General features: G+C 56.7%; 9 protein-coding genes. 6 read left to right on the forward strand and 3 right to left on the reverse strand.

Going from position 1 to position 16,130, the window contains the following annotated elements; all coding sequences use genetic code 11:
• Positions 1 to 82: 82 nt before the first annotated feature.
• Complete coding sequence (locus Pla52nx_RS04410) at positions 83 to 484, reverse strand: hypothetical protein (RefSeq protein WP_146520044.1); 402 nt, start codon at positions 482 to 484, stop codon at positions 83 to 85.
• A 449-nt stretch (positions 485 to 933) separates the two neighbouring features.
• Here Pla52nx_RS04410 and Pla52nx_RS04415 point away from each other — a divergent pair, with 449 nt between their 5' ends.
• The 4 genes from Pla52nx_RS04415 (at position 934) to Pla52nx_RS04430 (ending at position 6,757) form a co-directional block, all read left to right on the forward strand.
• Positions 934 to 2,574, forward strand: coding sequence for a DUF1549 domain-containing protein (locus tag Pla52nx_RS04415; protein WP_231742020.1), 1,641 nt, complete (start codon positions 934 to 936; stop codon positions 2,572 to 2,574).
• A 141-nt stretch (positions 2,575 to 2,715) separates the two neighbouring features.
• Positions 2,716 to 3,960 (forward strand): DUF1501 domain-containing protein, encoded by a 1,245-nt coding sequence (locus Pla52nx_RS04420; protein WP_146520468.1) that lies wholly within the window; start codon positions 2,716 to 2,718, stop codon positions 3,958 to 3,960.
• Positions 3,961 to 4,145: 185 nt separating this feature from the next.
• Positions 4,146 to 4,670: an RNA polymerase sigma factor gene (locus Pla52nx_RS04425; protein WP_231741969.1), complete on the forward strand. Its 525-nt coding sequence runs from the start codon at positions 4,146 to 4,148 to the stop codon at positions 4,668 to 4,670.
• 2 nt (positions 4,671 to 4,672) lie between these two features.
• Complete coding sequence (locus Pla52nx_RS04430; RefSeq protein ID WP_146520043.1) at positions 4,673 to 6,757, forward strand: hypothetical protein; 2,085 nt, start codon at positions 4,673 to 4,675, stop codon at positions 6,755 to 6,757.
• A 216-nt stretch (positions 6,758 to 6,973) separates the two neighbouring features.
• On the opposite strand, the gene Pla52nx_RS04435 is transcribed toward Pla52nx_RS04430, so the two are convergent.
• Positions 6,974 to 8,011 carry a galactitol-1-phosphate 5-dehydrogenase gene (locus Pla52nx_RS04435; RefSeq protein ID WP_146520042.1) on the reverse strand — a complete coding sequence of 346 codons (1,038 nt, stop codon included), beginning with the start codon at positions 8,009 to 8,011 and terminating at the stop codon, positions 6,974 to 6,976.
• Between the two features lie 105 nt (positions 8,012 to 8,116).
• On the opposite strand from Pla52nx_RS04435, the gene Pla52nx_RS04440 reads away from it, so the two are divergent.
• The gene (locus Pla52nx_RS04440; protein ID WP_146520041.1) at positions 8,117 to 8,605 is read left to right on the forward strand and encodes a cell division protein FtsH; all 489 of its coding nucleotides are present in this window, start codon (positions 8,117 to 8,119) and stop codon (positions 8,603 to 8,605) included.
• A 3-nt stretch (positions 8,606 to 8,608) separates the two neighbouring features.
• Positions 8,609 to 10,693, forward strand: coding sequence for a tetratricopeptide repeat protein (locus Pla52nx_RS04445; RefSeq protein WP_146520040.1), 2,085 nt, complete (start codon positions 8,609 to 8,611; stop codon positions 10,691 to 10,693).
• Here Pla52nx_RS04445 and Pla52nx_RS04450 read toward each other — a convergent pair.
• Positions 10,690 to 15,753, reverse strand: coding sequence for an Ig-like domain-containing protein (locus Pla52nx_RS04450; RefSeq protein ID WP_146520039.1), 5,064 nt, complete (start codon positions 15,751 to 15,753; stop codon positions 10,690 to 10,692). The two genes, Pla52nx_RS04445 and Pla52nx_RS04450, sit on opposite strands and share 4 nt — an antisense overlap.
• Positions 15,754 to 16,130: the final 377 nt, after the last annotated feature.

A 16,130-nucleotide genomic window follows, 5' to 3' on the forward strand; every position in this document is an offset into this window, starting at 1 on the left:
TAGTTGATGCTCCGTCCCTCGCTCCATGCGTCCCTTGATTCATGCTGTCGCGAATGTGTCCTCTGATGACGATTCCGCCAAACTACTGCGGTTTGTGCCCGAAGACGATTTCAGCGGTGTGTCCGACGCTGAAGCCGAATTCGACGGCATAAGACATCGCGGTCCGCTTCAAAGGAAACAAGGTGGCGTAGCTTGGGGGGCCCCACTGGCCGGTTGCGATCTGCAGGAATCGTCCTGCCGGCGTACCATCGGGCAGCCTTTGAGCGATCAGCCAGCCTGCGCGAACACCTCCGTTGTCCATCCCATGGTGCAATTCCGGGGAGGGTCGAGGATGCGTTTCCGCAGTCACTAGCAACGACAGCTCTTCGGAAGGGTTCGAAAATGGCCATTCGGGCCGGCCACCATCAGCGGGATCGCTGCCCGGCGGGTCGTTGCGACCGTGAAACGCGTGAATAATGGGCCCAATACTCGGTTTACCTAACATGGGGCGTTCCTCCAGAATGCTTTGACGGGAATGCTTTGACAGGAATGTTTTGACAGGGGCGTGTCAGCCGTGCGGTGAGGATCGGGGGAGGTGGTGACACGTTTGGTCAAACAGTCGAAAAAGCCCCATTTATTCGAGGAATAGCGGATTCCGCGTGATCGGCTGTCGAGGTCCTCAATTCGCGTCCGGACCGAGATTTCGGCGTGTACAACGCCCGAGGAGACTCGTTCTGAGAGTGTGGACCCGGTTCCTGAAGGAACGAAAGCTTGAAATCCAAGCGTTTTTGGGTCGATAGGTTATGATGAGTGGACGGAAAAATGACTTGCTTCGTCCACGCTGTTTCGATTCGTTCCTGGAATTTCCGCCTTATGACCAGCATGCTTGCCCCTACGACCTACCGCCCCCAGCTTTGGACCCGGCTTTGGAGTCTGAGATTCCCGATCGCCGTGATGGCACTGACGCTGATGCTGTCGGTGAATGGGGTGACGCGACTGAGTGCTGCGGACACTGCTGTTCCCCCGCAAGTCATCTCCATCAACGAGTCCATCGAGCAGAATTGGACGGACTATCAAATCACGCCCGCGCCGGAGGCGGACGATGCGACTTGGTGCCGTCGCGTGCACTTGGACGTGATCGGTCGGATTCCGACGTTGGAGGAGATGGAGGAGTTCATGTCCGATCGCAGTAGTGACAAGCGAGCAAAGCTGGTCGACAAACTGCTGCATGACGATCGATACACCGAAGAGTACGCCGGTCACTGGGCGACCGTTTGGGCCAACCTATTGATCGGGCGCAGCGGTGGAAATGATCGCCGCGATCTGACTAGTCGTGACGGGATGATGAAGTATCTGCGTGACACGTTTGCGTCGAACAAGCCGTACAACAAGATGGTGTTCGACTTGGTGACCGCCGAGGGTGCGTCGGAGCCCGGCAAACCGGGTTTCAACGGCGCGGTGAATTTCTTGATCGGAAAGGTCAACGAAGAGAAAGGTGTTTTGGCGGCCAGCAGTACGTCTCGGATCTTTTTGGGTCAGCAGGTGCAGTGCACGCAGTGCCACAACCACCCCTTTAATGATTGGAAACAGCAAAAGTTTTGGGAGTTCAATTCGTTCTTTCGTCAAACCCGAGCGCTACGTCGCTTTGGTCCCGGTGGCGGACGTGACATCGATTTCGCTGAGTTGGTGAGCGAAGACTTTGCGGGCGAAGCAGGCGATCCCGAAAACGCATTGGTTTACTACGAGATGCGAAACGGTCTCGTGCGAACCGCCTACCCGGTGTTCACCGACGGCACCGCGATTGGGCCGAGCGGCTTTGTCAGCGATGTCAATCGGCGTCAAGAACTGGGACGTTTGATGATGGAGAGCACGGACTTGGACAAGATGGCTGTGAATCGTTTCTGGTCCATGTTCATGGGTTATGGTTTCACCAAACCGATCGATGACATGGGGCCACACAATCCATCGTCCCATCCGGAGTTGCTTGAGAAGCTTGCCAGCGATTTCAGGGCGAGCAGCTACAACGTCAAGGATTTGATCACATGGATCACCCTGAGTCGTCCCTATGGACTGGCCGCTGTCTTGGGTGGTGGAAACAAGGTCGATGATCCATCCATCGGCGAGACCCCCAAGTTCTCGCGATTCTATCTGCGTCAGATGAGTGCCGAACAGCTCTATCAGTCGCTCGTGGCGTCCACTGATGCAACATCCGCCGGAACCTATGAGCAGCAAGAAGAACAGCGGCGCAAGTGGCTGCAACAGTTTGTCGTCGCGTTTGGCACAGACGAAGGCGACGAAGCGACAACGTTTGACGGATCGATTCCGCAAGCATTGATGTTGTTCAACGGGGAATTGACCGGTCGGGCGACCAGCATCGAAAAAGGCAGCTTTATCGACCGCCTGTCGCAGACCGGTAAATCACCGCGAGATCGACTGAACAGCTTGTTCATGGCCGGATTGGCACGTCGGCCGACCAAGGGCGAAATGTCGATGGCCAGCAAGCTGATGGTCGCGAGAAAGAACAATGAGAAGGAGATGCTACAGGATCTGTGGTGGGCAATTCTCAACAGTAATGAATTCATCATGCAGCATTAGTCGAGTTCATTCGGGCCGCACCATGCGTTCTAACGCTAGAGGTGGCTGGGTGTTCACGGCCAACGCTTTTCAACTAACACGCTTTTCACTTTCGAACGATAGGCTTTCAACATGATTTCGACTTGGAAAACTCCTGACGGAATGACACGCCGCCATTTCATGAACCACCTCGCCGGCTCTGCAGCAACGGTTTCCGCTGCGATGACCCTCGGTGGAGCGATTTCTGCCAACGCGGCTGAAATGAAGAAAAACCGCAAGTCGGCGATCATGTTGTGGATGGGAGGCGGTCCGCCAACCATCGATATTTGGGATTTAAAACCCGGCGCAGCAACCGGTGGTCCCTTTCAGCCGATCTCCACCACCGGAAACATGCAAATCAGCGAACACATGCCTTTGACGGCTCAACAGATGCACAATCTGTCGATCGTTCGCAGCATGTCAACTCGCGAAGCCGACCACAACCGCGGTCGCTACTACATGCATACGGGATTCGTTCCCAACCCGAACATCACTCACCCTAGCTACGGCGCGACGATTGCCCACGAGTTGATCGATCAACGACCCGAGCTGGAAATTCCTCCGTTCGTAACGATCGGAGGCGCGGGTGCCGGACCTGGATTCCTGGGTATGGCTTGGTCGCCTTTTGCTGTGACCAGCAACGGTCGCATCCGCAACTTGAACATGAGCATCGAAGACGCTCGACTGAAACAACGCATGTACGCGTTGCAAGAGATCGAAGGCGGCTTTGCCAACCGCACCAAAGACCTGCCCGCTAGCGAGCATGCCAAGGTTCTCAAGAAGACGTTTGACTTGATGACCAGCGAACAGATGAAAGCGTTCAAGGTCGAAACGGAAGACCAAAAGACGAAGGAACGATACGGCGAAAACGGCTTCGGCCAAGGTTGCTTGTTGGCTCGCCGCTTGGTGGAAGCCGGAGTGCCGTTCATCGAAGTCGACTTGGGCGGCTGGGACTTGCACAACAATGTGCACGCCACGCTCAAGGACACCAAGTTGCCGCAACTGGACCAAGCGATGAGCGCCCTGGTAGAGGACCTGGAACAACGTGAGCTGATCAAAGACACCGCGATCATTTGGATGGGCGAGTTCGGTCGCACACCTCGCATCAACCAGAACAGCGGACGCGATCACTGGGCACGCTCCTGGTCATGCGTCGTCGGTGGTGCAGGAATCAAAGGCGGCTTGGCCGTCGGTGAAACAAGCTCCGACGGAACGGCGGTTGAGTCCGAGCCCTTCAGCAGCGAAGACCTGATGACGACGGTTTGCCAAGGATTGGGGATCTCGTCGGAAAAAGTTTATAAGAGCAAGAACGGTCGTCCGATGAAGATCGCCGGGGGCGGAAAGGTCATCACTGAGCTGGTGGCATAAACTCGGTGGCCAAGGGCCAGACGGGTGAGGACTCGATTGGCGAGCCGAACCAAACATCGTCCTACCAAGTTGCCTCTGATTCCACATCGGCAGAATCCCGTTCCGCCGCTGTCCGAATCAGGCAGACGGAGGCGACTGGTTTTGGCGATACCCTGTCTGAGCCTCAGCCAGTTTTGGAACAAGAATTGACGGAAGAGACAAACACGCTCGATGCGGGTGAATTGATTCGCAAACACCAGCGCGGCGTGTGGCGCTATCTGCGTATGCTCGGCTGTGATGCCGCGACCGCAGACGATTTGACGCAGGACACTTTCCTGCGGATCTTGAAACACAAGGACTTCGTACAGCACAACGATGCAGCAACCGCTGGCTATCTGCGTCGCACCGCGTACAACCTTGTTGTTTCTCAACATCGAAAACAGGGACGAGTGCAAACGGTAGCCGAGCCTGCCGTTTTGGATGAAATCTGGAACTTTTGGGCAGGAAAGGACCTCACCGGTGATGCCGCGATCGACGCGCTCTCGGTGTGTCTGTCTCGACTCACCCCAAGGGCACAAATGGCATTGAAGATGCGATTTGGGTCAGAAGCCAGTCGACTGGAAATCGGTGAAGCACTGGGGATCAGCGATCACGGGGCACGCAATCTGATGCAGCGAGCCAAACAACAACTCCGCGATTGCGTGGAAGAAACGCTGCGAAATCTGAAGTGAACATGAATAACAATGAATTGACACCCGAATTCGAACAGGCTCTCGATGCCTTGCTCGCCGAAGTGGTGCCGGACGAAAGCGGCCGCTGTACCACGCCGCCGGACCTCTCCGCGGCCATTCTGGCTCGGTTGTCACAACGAGTTTCTCCCGAACAGCAACGCTCTGCTGAGGTGTTGAAAGCCTCGGAGTCTCGAAAGCCCGTGGTCGCTGTTGCCACTCGCGAGAATCGTTCCGAGTCAACCCGACGCTGGTCTCCTTGGGCAATTGCCGCTTTGGTCGTCGCCGCGTGCGCAGCCGCCGTCATCGTATTGGATCCATTTGAATTGTCCCCGTCAGGTCCTACGACTCCTGAATCGATGGCGAGCAATACAACGCAGAATTCTGATGACTTGGTAATGGGCCGAGATCCGGCAATCGAGTTGCCTACGCAAACGGATCGTCAATTGGTCGCCAACGGAAACGCGGCGATTGATGATGAAAAAAACACGGGGCTCGACGACGAAGCAAACTCGCCCACACGGCCAAGACGTCAGCCGGTTGTGATCGCTCCTCAGTGGTCACCCATCGTTCAGAACGAAGGTTCACAAGAATCCGGCGAACAGCCACGCAGCCTGACTGCCCAACCGGTCACCTTGGTCTCGACGAAACTGGCCAGTACCCAGCAAAGCTACTGGGAGGCCGTTGGAGTTCAACCGACCACTCCGCTGACAGCCCAACAGTGGGCCGAGCGTTTGGAGCAGTCACTCGGGATCCAAGTCAGCCAAGCGTCATTCGACGATTTGGAAAAGCTGCAAGCGGATCTCTCGGGTCCAACGGTCTCGCGTGAAATCGCCAAGCGTCTGCTGACTCAGATCACACGTGGTGGCTTGGCATCTTTGTCCAGTGAGTCACGTGAGCTGCTGATCGATCAGTTGTCAAAGGCCTTGCAAGGTAAGTCGTCCGTGGACGCATTGCTGGTGCGATGGATGACCGGCAGCGATGCGGATGTTTCAAAGGAATCATCAGACGATCCCCAAGTAACGGCGACGGACGCTTTTTATCGTGCCATGAGCGCCGGCGGCAAATCAGCATTGGTCGAAAAGCTGGCTCATTTCACGATGGGTGTCGACTTGCGTTGCACGCGGTGCCATGACGAGCTGGTCGGCAGCGAAGGCAAGCAAGATGATTACTGGGCATTTGCAGGATTTATCGAAGACGGAGTGGTTCGCGGCCAGACGCAGTGGACCGTCTCCTCCAAGCCGGCTTCCAAGCCAAAGTTTTTTGCACTGCCTGATGGCCGTCAGCGTCTTGCTAAACCTGCGGTTCCAACAGCTTGGATGTCTGCCTCCGGCGAAACGGAGCACTCCCCCGCCGACCTCAAAGAATGGGCCAACCTCAAACAATGGAGCAGTGATCTGGCCGGATCATCAACCCTCGCCCACGGGATGGTTGATTCGCTATGGCAATTGGTTCACGGTCGCCCGCTGCGTGCATCGCTGGTGCAACCGGGCAGTGCTCCAGTGGACGATTCACTCACGCAATTGCATTCCGAGCTTGCTGAAGACTTGCGGGCAAGCGGTTTTGACGTTGCTCGCACCCTCGCCTTGATCCTGCAGTCTCCCATGTCCCGTTTGTCGGTTCCCGACGCGTTGCAGCCAGAGAACGCTTTGGTGGTCAGCGAGAGCGATCACAAAGCCGCTCTGGACAAGGTTCATGCCTTTGCCGCCACGCAGCCTGTTCAAGCAGCCATGCCGTCCAAGCAACGTGTCGATCTTGCGATGCGACGCGTCGGCGGGCGATTGGACGCCATGCAAAGCTCACGAGTTCTGGCGCAACCAGCCAGCGATGGCAGCGTCAAGTCCTCGGGCGATCGCGACGACGCCAGGTCAACACCTCTGGTCAGCGGGTTCCCCGAGCGTGTCGAATCGATGCCGGTGCACTGGCTGAAATCGATCGACGACTACGACTCCCAAGTCGAGCACTTGGCGTATCTGTCCGGACGTGATCAAGTGCCCGGTGAGTTCAAAGACACGATCGTAGCGTTGAGGCAACAGGAAACCGATCGCAGCCTGACTTTGCATCGCGTCTGGTGGTTACTGCAACGCTGAGTGCGCCCGCCGCTAGCCTGGATTATTCACGCGACTCATTAGGGTCTGGGTTGTTCAGGCGAATGCGAGGGTGAGGGCTGTCTGCGCAAGTCAATGGTTGGGAATGGCAAAACGCTAGGCGGGGCACGCTATCGACTTGGAAAGTCGAGCGACAATTGTCGTTCGACTTTCCAAGTCGAAAACGAACACCACCATCCGCCCAAACACAAACCTGGGCTAGGTTTGCGGGCACACGACCACTTTCATTTGTTCCGGGTCGCCTTCATAGAGTCGTTTGAACCACTCCGGTGAATCGGCCAGTGAAATCTTTGCCGTGATCAATGGTTCGACATTGATGACACCGCGGGCCATCAAGTCGATGCACTGGGGATACTCGCCGTTGCACCCGCAAGTGCCTTGCAGAGAGATTTCCCGGGTCACAACCGACTGCAGTGGCAATTCGATCTTGGGCGAAACATTGCCCACCAACGTCACGTGGCCGCCTTTGCGGACCGATTCGATCGCCGTGACGATGGTCGGCGTCGCACCAACGACTTCCAGAGCCACGTTGGCGCCTTTGCCATCGGTCAGATCTCGAACGGCTTGCGCGACATCGCATTGGTCACCACGCAGGATATGATCGGCGCCGAGTTCTTTGGCGACACCCAATCGCTTGTCGTTCAGATCGACGGCGATGATTTGTGTGGCACCTGCGGCTCGAGCGGCTTGTAGCGTGAGCAGCCCGATCATCCCGGCGCCCACGACGACGGCGGTGTCGCCGAGTTTGATCGGAGTGACATTGACCGCGTGCACGGCGACCGAAACGGCTTCCACCAACGCTGCGTGCTCAAACGCCAACGTGTCTGGAATCCGATAGACAATTCGGCGTGGCACGCTGATGCGTTCGGCAAACGCACCGTGGCGTCGGTACTCGCCACACGAAACGCCCAGGACCATCCGATTGTCACAGAGGTTTCCGTTTCCTTCGCGGCAAAAGTCGCAGCGACCACAGGAAACCATCGAGTCAAAGGTGACACGATCACCGGGTTGCAGATCGGTCACGTTGTCGCCGGTGGAAACGACCACTCCCGCGGCTTCGTGCCCCATCACCAATGGCGGGATTCGACGTCCGGTACTGCCGTCATAGCCGTGAATGTCACTGCCACAAATCCCACACGCTTGGACTTGAACCAAGACGTCGTCCGCGCCGACTTCCGGCTCCGCGACATCGGTGACTTCCATGGTCTTGTATTCAGTCAGCAACAGGGCCTTCATTGCAAATCTCTTGTGGGGGGCTATCGATTGAGGGACGTAAATCGGCTAAACAGAATCAGAATCGTATTCGCCAGGATCTGAAAGTGTAACACCGGTGGTTTGATTTTGGATGACGAAGAAACTTTGACAGCGTATCACGAGGCGGGACACGCCGTGATCGGCTACGCGCTGGGGGCAACGATCGAGTCGATTCAATTGGGCGGCGAGGCCGATGAGTGGCTGCCCGAGCGATTCGGCGACTGTCGCATCAATTGGGGCCGCGTCGATGCGTCGAGTGATTGGCAACGCCAACGCGAGATCCTGACGATTCTGGCCGGCCCGGCAGCGGAGATGCTCTACTGTGGGGAGAACTTGCACCCCGCCGCCTTTGCTCCCTGGCAACACGACTGGCAACTGGCTTGGCAAATCAGCAAATCCCTGGTCCGCGACCCGATCGGCCGAACCCACGCCCTAGAATCGTGTGTGCTGTGGCTCCACAATCGCCTGGGGACTCAGCCCTGCTGGGCAGCGGTCGCCGCTGTCGCGGATGAATTGTTGGCCCACGAGTATCTCGACCAAGAGCAATTGGCCGACACCCTTAGTTTCTGGATCTGAGTGTTGAAAACTGCGGAAAAGCCTGGTCGACCAACGCTCTCGTTGCGAAAAAAGCTCGCTTTCACCTGCGGCGTCACCTTGGCGTTCTTTTGCATTCTTGAGATAGGCTTGGCAGCAATCGGGTTTCGTGAGCCGGCTACGGTACGCGATCCCCTGGTCGGTTTCTCCGGTCACGTCCCCCTGATGATCCCATCGCAAGACGACCAGGGGCGTCCCGTCATGCGAACGGCACCGGGCAAGCTGACTTGGTTCAACGACCAGCATTTTTTTCTCCCTAAACCACCCGACGTCAAACGCGTGGTCTGCCTCGGAGGCTCAACAACGTACGGCCGTCCCTTTGATGACCACATCTCATTTTCCAACTGGCTGCGGCAGTTGCTGCCGGTGACCGATTCGGATCATCGCTGGGAAGTCATCAATGCGGGCGGCATCAGCTACGCAAGCTATCGCGTGGCTGCGGTGATGGAAGAACTGGCCGAGTATCAACCCGATCTCTACATCGTCTACACCGGACAAAATGAGTTTCTGGAGCAACGCACCTATGCGGGATTGATGAATGCCTCGCAATGGTCTCGCGACAGCCGAGCGTGGATTCAATCGACCCGAACGTGGGGATTGGCGTCCAGCATTGCGAGAGCTTTTCACGACGAGAGTTCCCAGCATGATGCAAGTGGCGACGCGAGCGAAGAATTGCCCGCGGAGGTCGACGAAAGACTCAATCACACCATCGGCCCGCAAGACTATGAGCGTGACGATGCTTGGCACGACAAGGTTTGCCAAGACTACCAGTGGAATCTGCAACGCATGATCGAAATCGCCCGCGCCGCCGACGTGCCGATCGTTTTCGTCATGCCGACGTCCAATGAACTGGACTGTTCGCCCTTCAAGAGCGAGCCGAGCAACGACTTGTCGTCCGGTTTGCAAGTCCAACTCAAGGAAGCTGTTGCGCTCAGTCAGCAATCAGTCGATGCCCGGCAATGGCAGGAAGCATTGGATTCATCACGTCTGGCATTGGAACTGGACGACCGAAATCCCGATGCGTGCTTTCTGGCCGGAATTGCCCTGCATCATTTGGGGCGTCAAGACGAGGCGCTTGCTTCGTTGACCGCCGCAGTGGACAACGACATCTGCCCCCTTCGTGCAACGTCACGACTGCGCGGCATTCTCCGCGAGGTCACACAGCGATACCAAGTTCCCCTGGTAGACTTTGAACGACGGCTTCGACAGACCAGCCAGGACCAATGGGGGCACCCTTGCTTGGGCAGCCGATACTTCTTGGATCATGTTCATCCTGATCCGGCGACCCATCGACGACTTGCAGGATGGATTCTGGAGAGCCTCATTGAAAACTCTTTGGTTCGAGGTGAGTTACCGTCGCAGGAGGACATCGATTCGATCGATGAGCGGATTCAAGCGGAGATCGATACCACCGCCAGGGCCGTTTCGTATCGAAATCTGGCCAAGGTCTTGCATTGGTCGGGAAAATTCCGAGAAGCGTTGCCACGGGCCAGAGATGCCGTTGCCGACATGCCGGATGATTTGGAGAGCCGATACATCGCGGCAAACTGTCTGCAAGAGCTTGGGCAATGGGATGAAGCGGTCCAGGAGTACGACGCACTGTTCGCCCGTGGTGACTTCGATCGAGCCGTCTTGCCGTTCGGAGAGTTGCTCTACCAACGTGGCGAAATGGTGGCAGCCAAAGCTTATGTGATGCAGGCAAGCGTGGTGACTCAAGGCGTGACGCGCGCGCGGGCGTTTTTCTTCCTGGGCAGAATCCATCAGAATCTGGGCGAGAACGAATTTGCGATCGAATCACTCCGCAAATCGGATGAACTGTATCCCAACCATTTGCCGACGCTGCTTGCACTGGCCGGCGTGTTGATGGATTCGAGCCAGTTCAAAGATGCGCTGGCTGTCGTCTCAACTGCCGCTGAGCAGAACCCCGATAGCTTTGAAGCTCATTGGATGCAGGGCCGAATCCACATCGCCCTGGGAGAGACGTCCAAGGCTGCCGCAGCGCTGCGGATCGCCGATCAAATTCGACCGGGCGATCCTGAAATCCAGCAAACGCTGGAGCTGTTGAACTAGAACCGCTGAGTCAACTGATCGTCGGCCAGCAGCGACAGAAGATCATCGTCGTCGTCTTCAGTGGACTGTTCCAAGGCAGCCAACGTCACTCCTGCCGTGGCACGATTTGCCGGACCGTCGACACTGACCAGGGGACTGGTGCGACTGAGGTCCGCAAACACTCCGTCGACTTCAGCGGTCTCCGATTCAACGGGATTGGATGTTGTTACCAGTTCACCGGCCAACAGTGCCTGCTTTCGCTGCTCACGCAAGTAGTTGATCACTTGCAACGCATCGAGAGCCGACGTGCGGTTGTCTCCGTTGACGTCGGTGTACATCACAGCGATCGGTGCACTTTCGCCTTCGAACGATGGTGCTGCCAACTGATTGACCACCGTCAACGCGTCCAACGGAGTCACGTTGCCGTCACCGTTGACGTCTGGTGGCAAAGCTCGGTTGGTGAGCGGTGCGGTGCTGGGGACCAATCGAATGTTGATCAAGTCGTATCGGATATCTTCCACCTCCACTGGCTCATCCCGACCCGAAAGCAAGGTGTCCTGGAATGGGAAGGCATCGGCCGGACCGCCGACAACCTGTGTCGTGGTGACCTGTGCAACCGCCGAGGCGTCAAAGTAAAGCGTTGCCAGGAGGTTTCGAACGGGAGCCACCGTTTCCGGATCGGAAAGCTGCGATCCGAATTCATCAATGATTCCTAAGCGGCCGGCGGTACCGACACCGGAACTGCGATCGAAGGTGGATCCAAAGATGACGTCGAAATCGTATCGAGCATCACTGTCGATGTCGCTGGGCAAGATCACATCGGAGTCATACAAAACATCCAAGAATGCCGCGAACACGTATTCTTGACTGACGGTTCGCAAGTCTTCCGCATAGATCTGGACACCGAATCGGGAACCACTGGTCACCGAATAGGCTCCGCCGGTCAACGCGATCGGGTTGTTGTTCCCGTCCACGACCTCAAAATCCAACGCGACCAAATCGACATCGCCCGCATCAGCACCAATTTGCATGGTGACTTCTGCGGTGCTGCGTACACCATCGTCGGTGACGATCACATAACTGAACCGCTCAAATCCTTGCGTGCCGATGAACGGCGTGTACTCGATGAAGTCATCGTTGAAATTGAGCGGGCTGCCGTTGTCGTTGATGTCGACCGTTCCCAAAGTAGGCGCCGTCGCCAAACCGAACTCGCGGATGATGCCGGTGGATCCCAGGTTGTCGTTTGCCAACACGTCCAAGATGGCAGGATCGTTGTTGAAATCTAGGATCGGGTTACCGTTGGAGTCCACTCCTGTCGGGAACGAATCGTCGATGGCGGCGGTGAAGTTGTCGGACTCAGGTGTGATCGTCAATTCGGTTCGACCGAGCCGCAAGAACTGTGGCGTCAAGGCGACGTTCTGACCCAGCAAGATCGTCTCACTGGTGATGTTGTCTGCCGGGTCGCCCGTGAACACGGCCACACCTGGCGAAACCGCTTCCATCGTGACCGTGAACAATTCCGTCGGGCCGCTGTGGTTCGTCAATTGATTGCCGACGGAAATCGGCTGAACCGCTCCGACCTCATCCAAAATGCCAGGGATCGCTGAACTGCCGCCGGAGAACCCGCTGTTTTCAAACAACTCGCCGAATGTGATGTCGAATGGGAAATCTGGATTGTTGTCGGTATCCATCGTTGCCACCAATTCATCGGTGTACAACAGATCCAAGAACGCCGACGCGACGCCTTCGGGACTATTAAACGGTGGCGGATTGTCTTCGTCGTATCGCAAGTCATCCACGAACACGCGGACGTTGAACTTCTGACCGACCTGAACATTCGTGATCGGCTGATTGTTCAACGTGTCAAAAATGCCGATGGAGAATTCCACCATGTCATCATCGCGTGAACCGGGCAACATGTTGACCGTGACGGTCGCCATGCTGTTCTGGCCCAGTTCGTCGGAGATGTTGTACATGAACTGCTCGGTCCCGGTGAATCCAGGAGCCGGGGTGTACCGCAGAGTTTGTCCGCCGCCGTCGATCGTCACCCGACCGCCTTGATTGCCGCCGCTGACACTCGTGATTCGAATGCCGCCTGCAACACTGGGAACGTCATTGTCCAGCACGTTCAACGCACGATTGCTGGATCCCTGTGGAATTTCGAATGTGTCGTCCAGTGCAATCGGGATAGCAGACTGGAACGTTACATTGACCACCACGGTCGCAGTCACAGGGTTATTGAATTCATCACGAACGATGTTGCCGCTGCCATCGCGAACGGTGTACAGGAAGGCGTCACGACCGACGAAGTTGTTTCGCGGGGTGTAGAGGACCGAACGACCGTCCCCGGCAATTGAAACTTGACCGTCCGTGCCCTCAAGCCCCAACTGAGCAATGGTCAATTGATTTTGAGGCGTCTCAAAGTCGTTTGCCAGGACAAAGAATTGATTCGATTGGGTGTTTCGCGAGACGGTAAAGAAGTCGTCGTTGATCAATTCAGCAGCGTTCTGAATCGTGTAGACGTAATCTTCGACTTCTCCGTCATCCGCATCGCCGCCGATCCCAAGATTCTGCGACGTGCTGTAACGGAAGCGAGCATAAGTCGTTCCCACGACCGCGTCCTCTGGCACCGAAACGGTCAAGCTTTGGGTGCCGGTTCCCAGCAACCGATTGGTGAAGACGCGTTCGCCCGGATCGCTGAAGTCGCCGTCTCCGTTGAAGTCGAACCAGCCTTGCAGGTACGCTCCGACACCGGAGTCATTTCGCGTTGTGAATTCAAACGTTGCATCATCGCCCGGTCCCAGAGGAGACAACTGACGCACGCCGTCTTCGTCCGCTGTTCCGGTCGCGTCATCGCCGTCGGCGTTGACCGTGGGCTGGCCGTTGACTTCGCGGTCGATATTGGCACCCAAGCCAAGTCCCGGCGTGATCCCGTGACTCGGACCGCCATCTGCGGCCAGCGTCAGGTAACTCTCCGGAGCATCGCCCCAGTCGCGTGAGGGCAAGTTGCCGAAGTTGTAATTGTCTGTCAGTGCGATCCCGTTGTACGTGACCACGTGTTCAAAACCAGCGGCTGCATTGGGGAACGTCTGGATGAAGCCCGCCGTCACCACTTCACGAATCGTGTAGGTGCCCGGTCCAGGGAAGTTCAACGAGTAGGTACCGTCTGCTGCGGTGATGCTCGACGGCTCGCCAAGGTCGGGGCGGTTGTCATTGTCCAAGTCCAAGTAGATGTAAACGCCACCGATGCCGGTTTCATTGGCATCGAACAAGCCATTGCCGTTGTTGTCGGCGAACTTCGTTCCCGTCGCATCCGCAATCACTTGCGTGAATCCGAACTCGATCACACCGTCTGCGTCGGCGGCTGCGTCACGAACCACTGGCGTGCTGGCGATGAATTGTGCCGGAGTCACCGCGTAAACATTGACCGCGCCGGTTGCGACCGCCAACGAAAAGCTGCCGTCGGCTGCCGTCACGTCCGTCGGGTCAGTGGGGTCTTGGATGCCGTTGTTGTTCGCGTCAGCGAACACCGTCACGCCCGCCAGTCCCGGATCGTTGAAGGCACGATTGCCGTCGCGGTTGATGTCGTTGAAAACACGTCCACCAATCGACGTGCCCACCCTTCCGGTCGACAGCACGTGCGACAGTGCGGCGGGAACACGCTCGACGCCAAAGAAGCTTCCTTCAGTAGGACTGAATCGATCGTCCACGAACATAGGAACAATGTCATCGGACGAACCAAAAATCCCGTCCGGACCGACACCCTGCGAGTAATCGACAAGGCGTTGCGACCCTTCGTCAATCAAGTTGTCCGTCAGATTATTGCCGTCGGTGTGCCAGATTCCAAATGAGTGTGCCAGTTCGTGTGTGATCGTTCCAGCATACTGTTGTGCAATCGAATCCTGAACGGTTGCCGAAGGAGAGATAGGGTAAGCGTTGCCGGTCGTCGTGTGGGGTTCAATCACCGCCAGAACGACCTCGTTCATGTTGAAGTTACCGACGTCGATCGACTGGGAAATGCCGAACGCACCCGTTCCGATTTCTGAATCAAGCCCCATGAACACGCGGGTGACGATAGGATTATTGAAACCTGGATCCGCATGGTCGCGGCTGTTCAGAATCGTGACGCCATATTGACCGGGAATACCGGTCGCGTCGTAATCGCCATTGGTCCCATTGTCCGCGATCGATTGCATCTGCTGTTCGATCTCGGCCAACATAAAGTCGATGAAACCATTGGGCACATCTGGAGTTGGGTTCACAAAGCCCAATGCAGCGAGGTTCTCGTTGAGGCTGGAGAATCGCACGACACCCGCTGGCAGCACGCCCGGATTGAAGATGCTGGTCGGATAGACTCCTCCGTCAAAATCCAAGTAGACGATCTGCTGCACTCCGATCGGAAGCTGCTCGCTGATCGGTCGATAGGCTCGCAGACCGACGGTGTAGTTGGATGTCGTCGTGCTGGGCGCCAAGTACAGGTAATAACGTCCATCTTCCGGTACAACTTGGGCACCGACTGCATTGCCCAAAGTCTGCAGTGGGGACCCATTCCCATAAAACGTTCCCATGGTCGGATCGGTCGGATCGACCAACGCCGTGTTGACGTCCGTTCCGAACCAAATCCCGCCATTCTCATACATCACCGTCAGGTTGGCACCGGAGCCCAAAACGGCGAGGTCCAGAATGTCCCCAGCTCTTAAGTCGAATGCGTAGACATCAATGTCGGTCTGGATATTGAAGTTCGCACCGACGACCAAGCCCATGCTGCCGGTGAGATCGATCGTATCCTCCTGATTCGCTCCCGTTCCCAGTGGCAGAAGCTGCGCTGTCTGGAACGTGTCATTGACGCCGCGAACACCAGCAGCCTCGTTGTCGAGGAACACGGCAGCGGGAACCGTCCCGATATTGCGGGGAATTCTTGCATCGAAAATCGTCGGATCGATCAAGGAACTCGCATCGAGCATCTGACGATCTTCCAAGCTTTGTATCGTCAACTGACGACGACGCTGCCTGTCCTGTTTCTTTCTCTCAGCCGACATCTTGCGGCGCGTGTTCGATTCCGAATCAGTGCGTTTGATCATCGAGGGTCTCTACCAAACGGGCAGGCTGTTGGCCGGGGAGCCAGGGGATTTCGCGTTTTCTATGCTTCTACAAGTGACATCGTCGCGGTCGCCGATCGACATTCATTTTGGCCACGTCGATGATGCACTCATCGGTACCATCGGCCAAAATCGTCGAAAAACGTTGTAAATCGGGAACCGCCCGCCCAATCCGAAGGTTGGGGATCTGCGTAGGATATTGCGAATGGACAAGTTACGACTGCGATTCTAATTGGACCCCTCATGGTGTCAACGAAACGCGGATTCTGAGACGCTTTGTTCAAGTCAAAGTTCCCCAGCACCCCTTCGAATCCCTCCCAATCCACCGAAAACCCCCTCTACGGAGCCGTTTCAACTGC

This window comes from Stieleria varia, from assembly GCF_038443385.1.
Lineage (GTDB): Bacteria > Planctomycetota > Planctomycetia > Pirellulales > Pirellulaceae > Stieleria > Stieleria varia.

Excerpts from the sequence above, each read along its gene's own strand:
- Pla52nx_RS04410 (WP_146520044.1), bottom strand. The coding sequence starts at position 484 with ATGTTAGGTAAACCGAGTATTGGGCCCATTATTCACGCGTTTCACGGT.
- Pla52nx_RS04415 (WP_231742020.1), top strand. The coding sequence starts at position 934 with ATGGCACTGACGCTGATGCTGTCGGTGAATGGGGTGACGCGACTGAGT.
- Pla52nx_RS04420 (WP_146520468.1), top strand. The coding sequence starts at position 2,716 with ATGACACGCCGCCATTTCATGAACCACCTCGCCGGCTCTGCAGCAACG.
- Pla52nx_RS04430 (WP_146520043.1), top strand. The coding sequence starts at position 4,673 with ATGAATAACAATGAATTGACACCCGAATTCGAACAGGCTCTCGATGCC.
- Pla52nx_RS04435 (WP_146520042.1), bottom strand. The coding sequence starts at position 8,011 with ATGAAGGCCCTGTTGCTGACTGAATACAAGACCATGGAAGTCACCGAT.
- Pla52nx_RS04450 (WP_146520039.1), bottom strand. The coding sequence starts at position 15,753 with ATGATCAAACGCACTGATTCGGAATCGAACACGCGCCGCAAGATGTCG.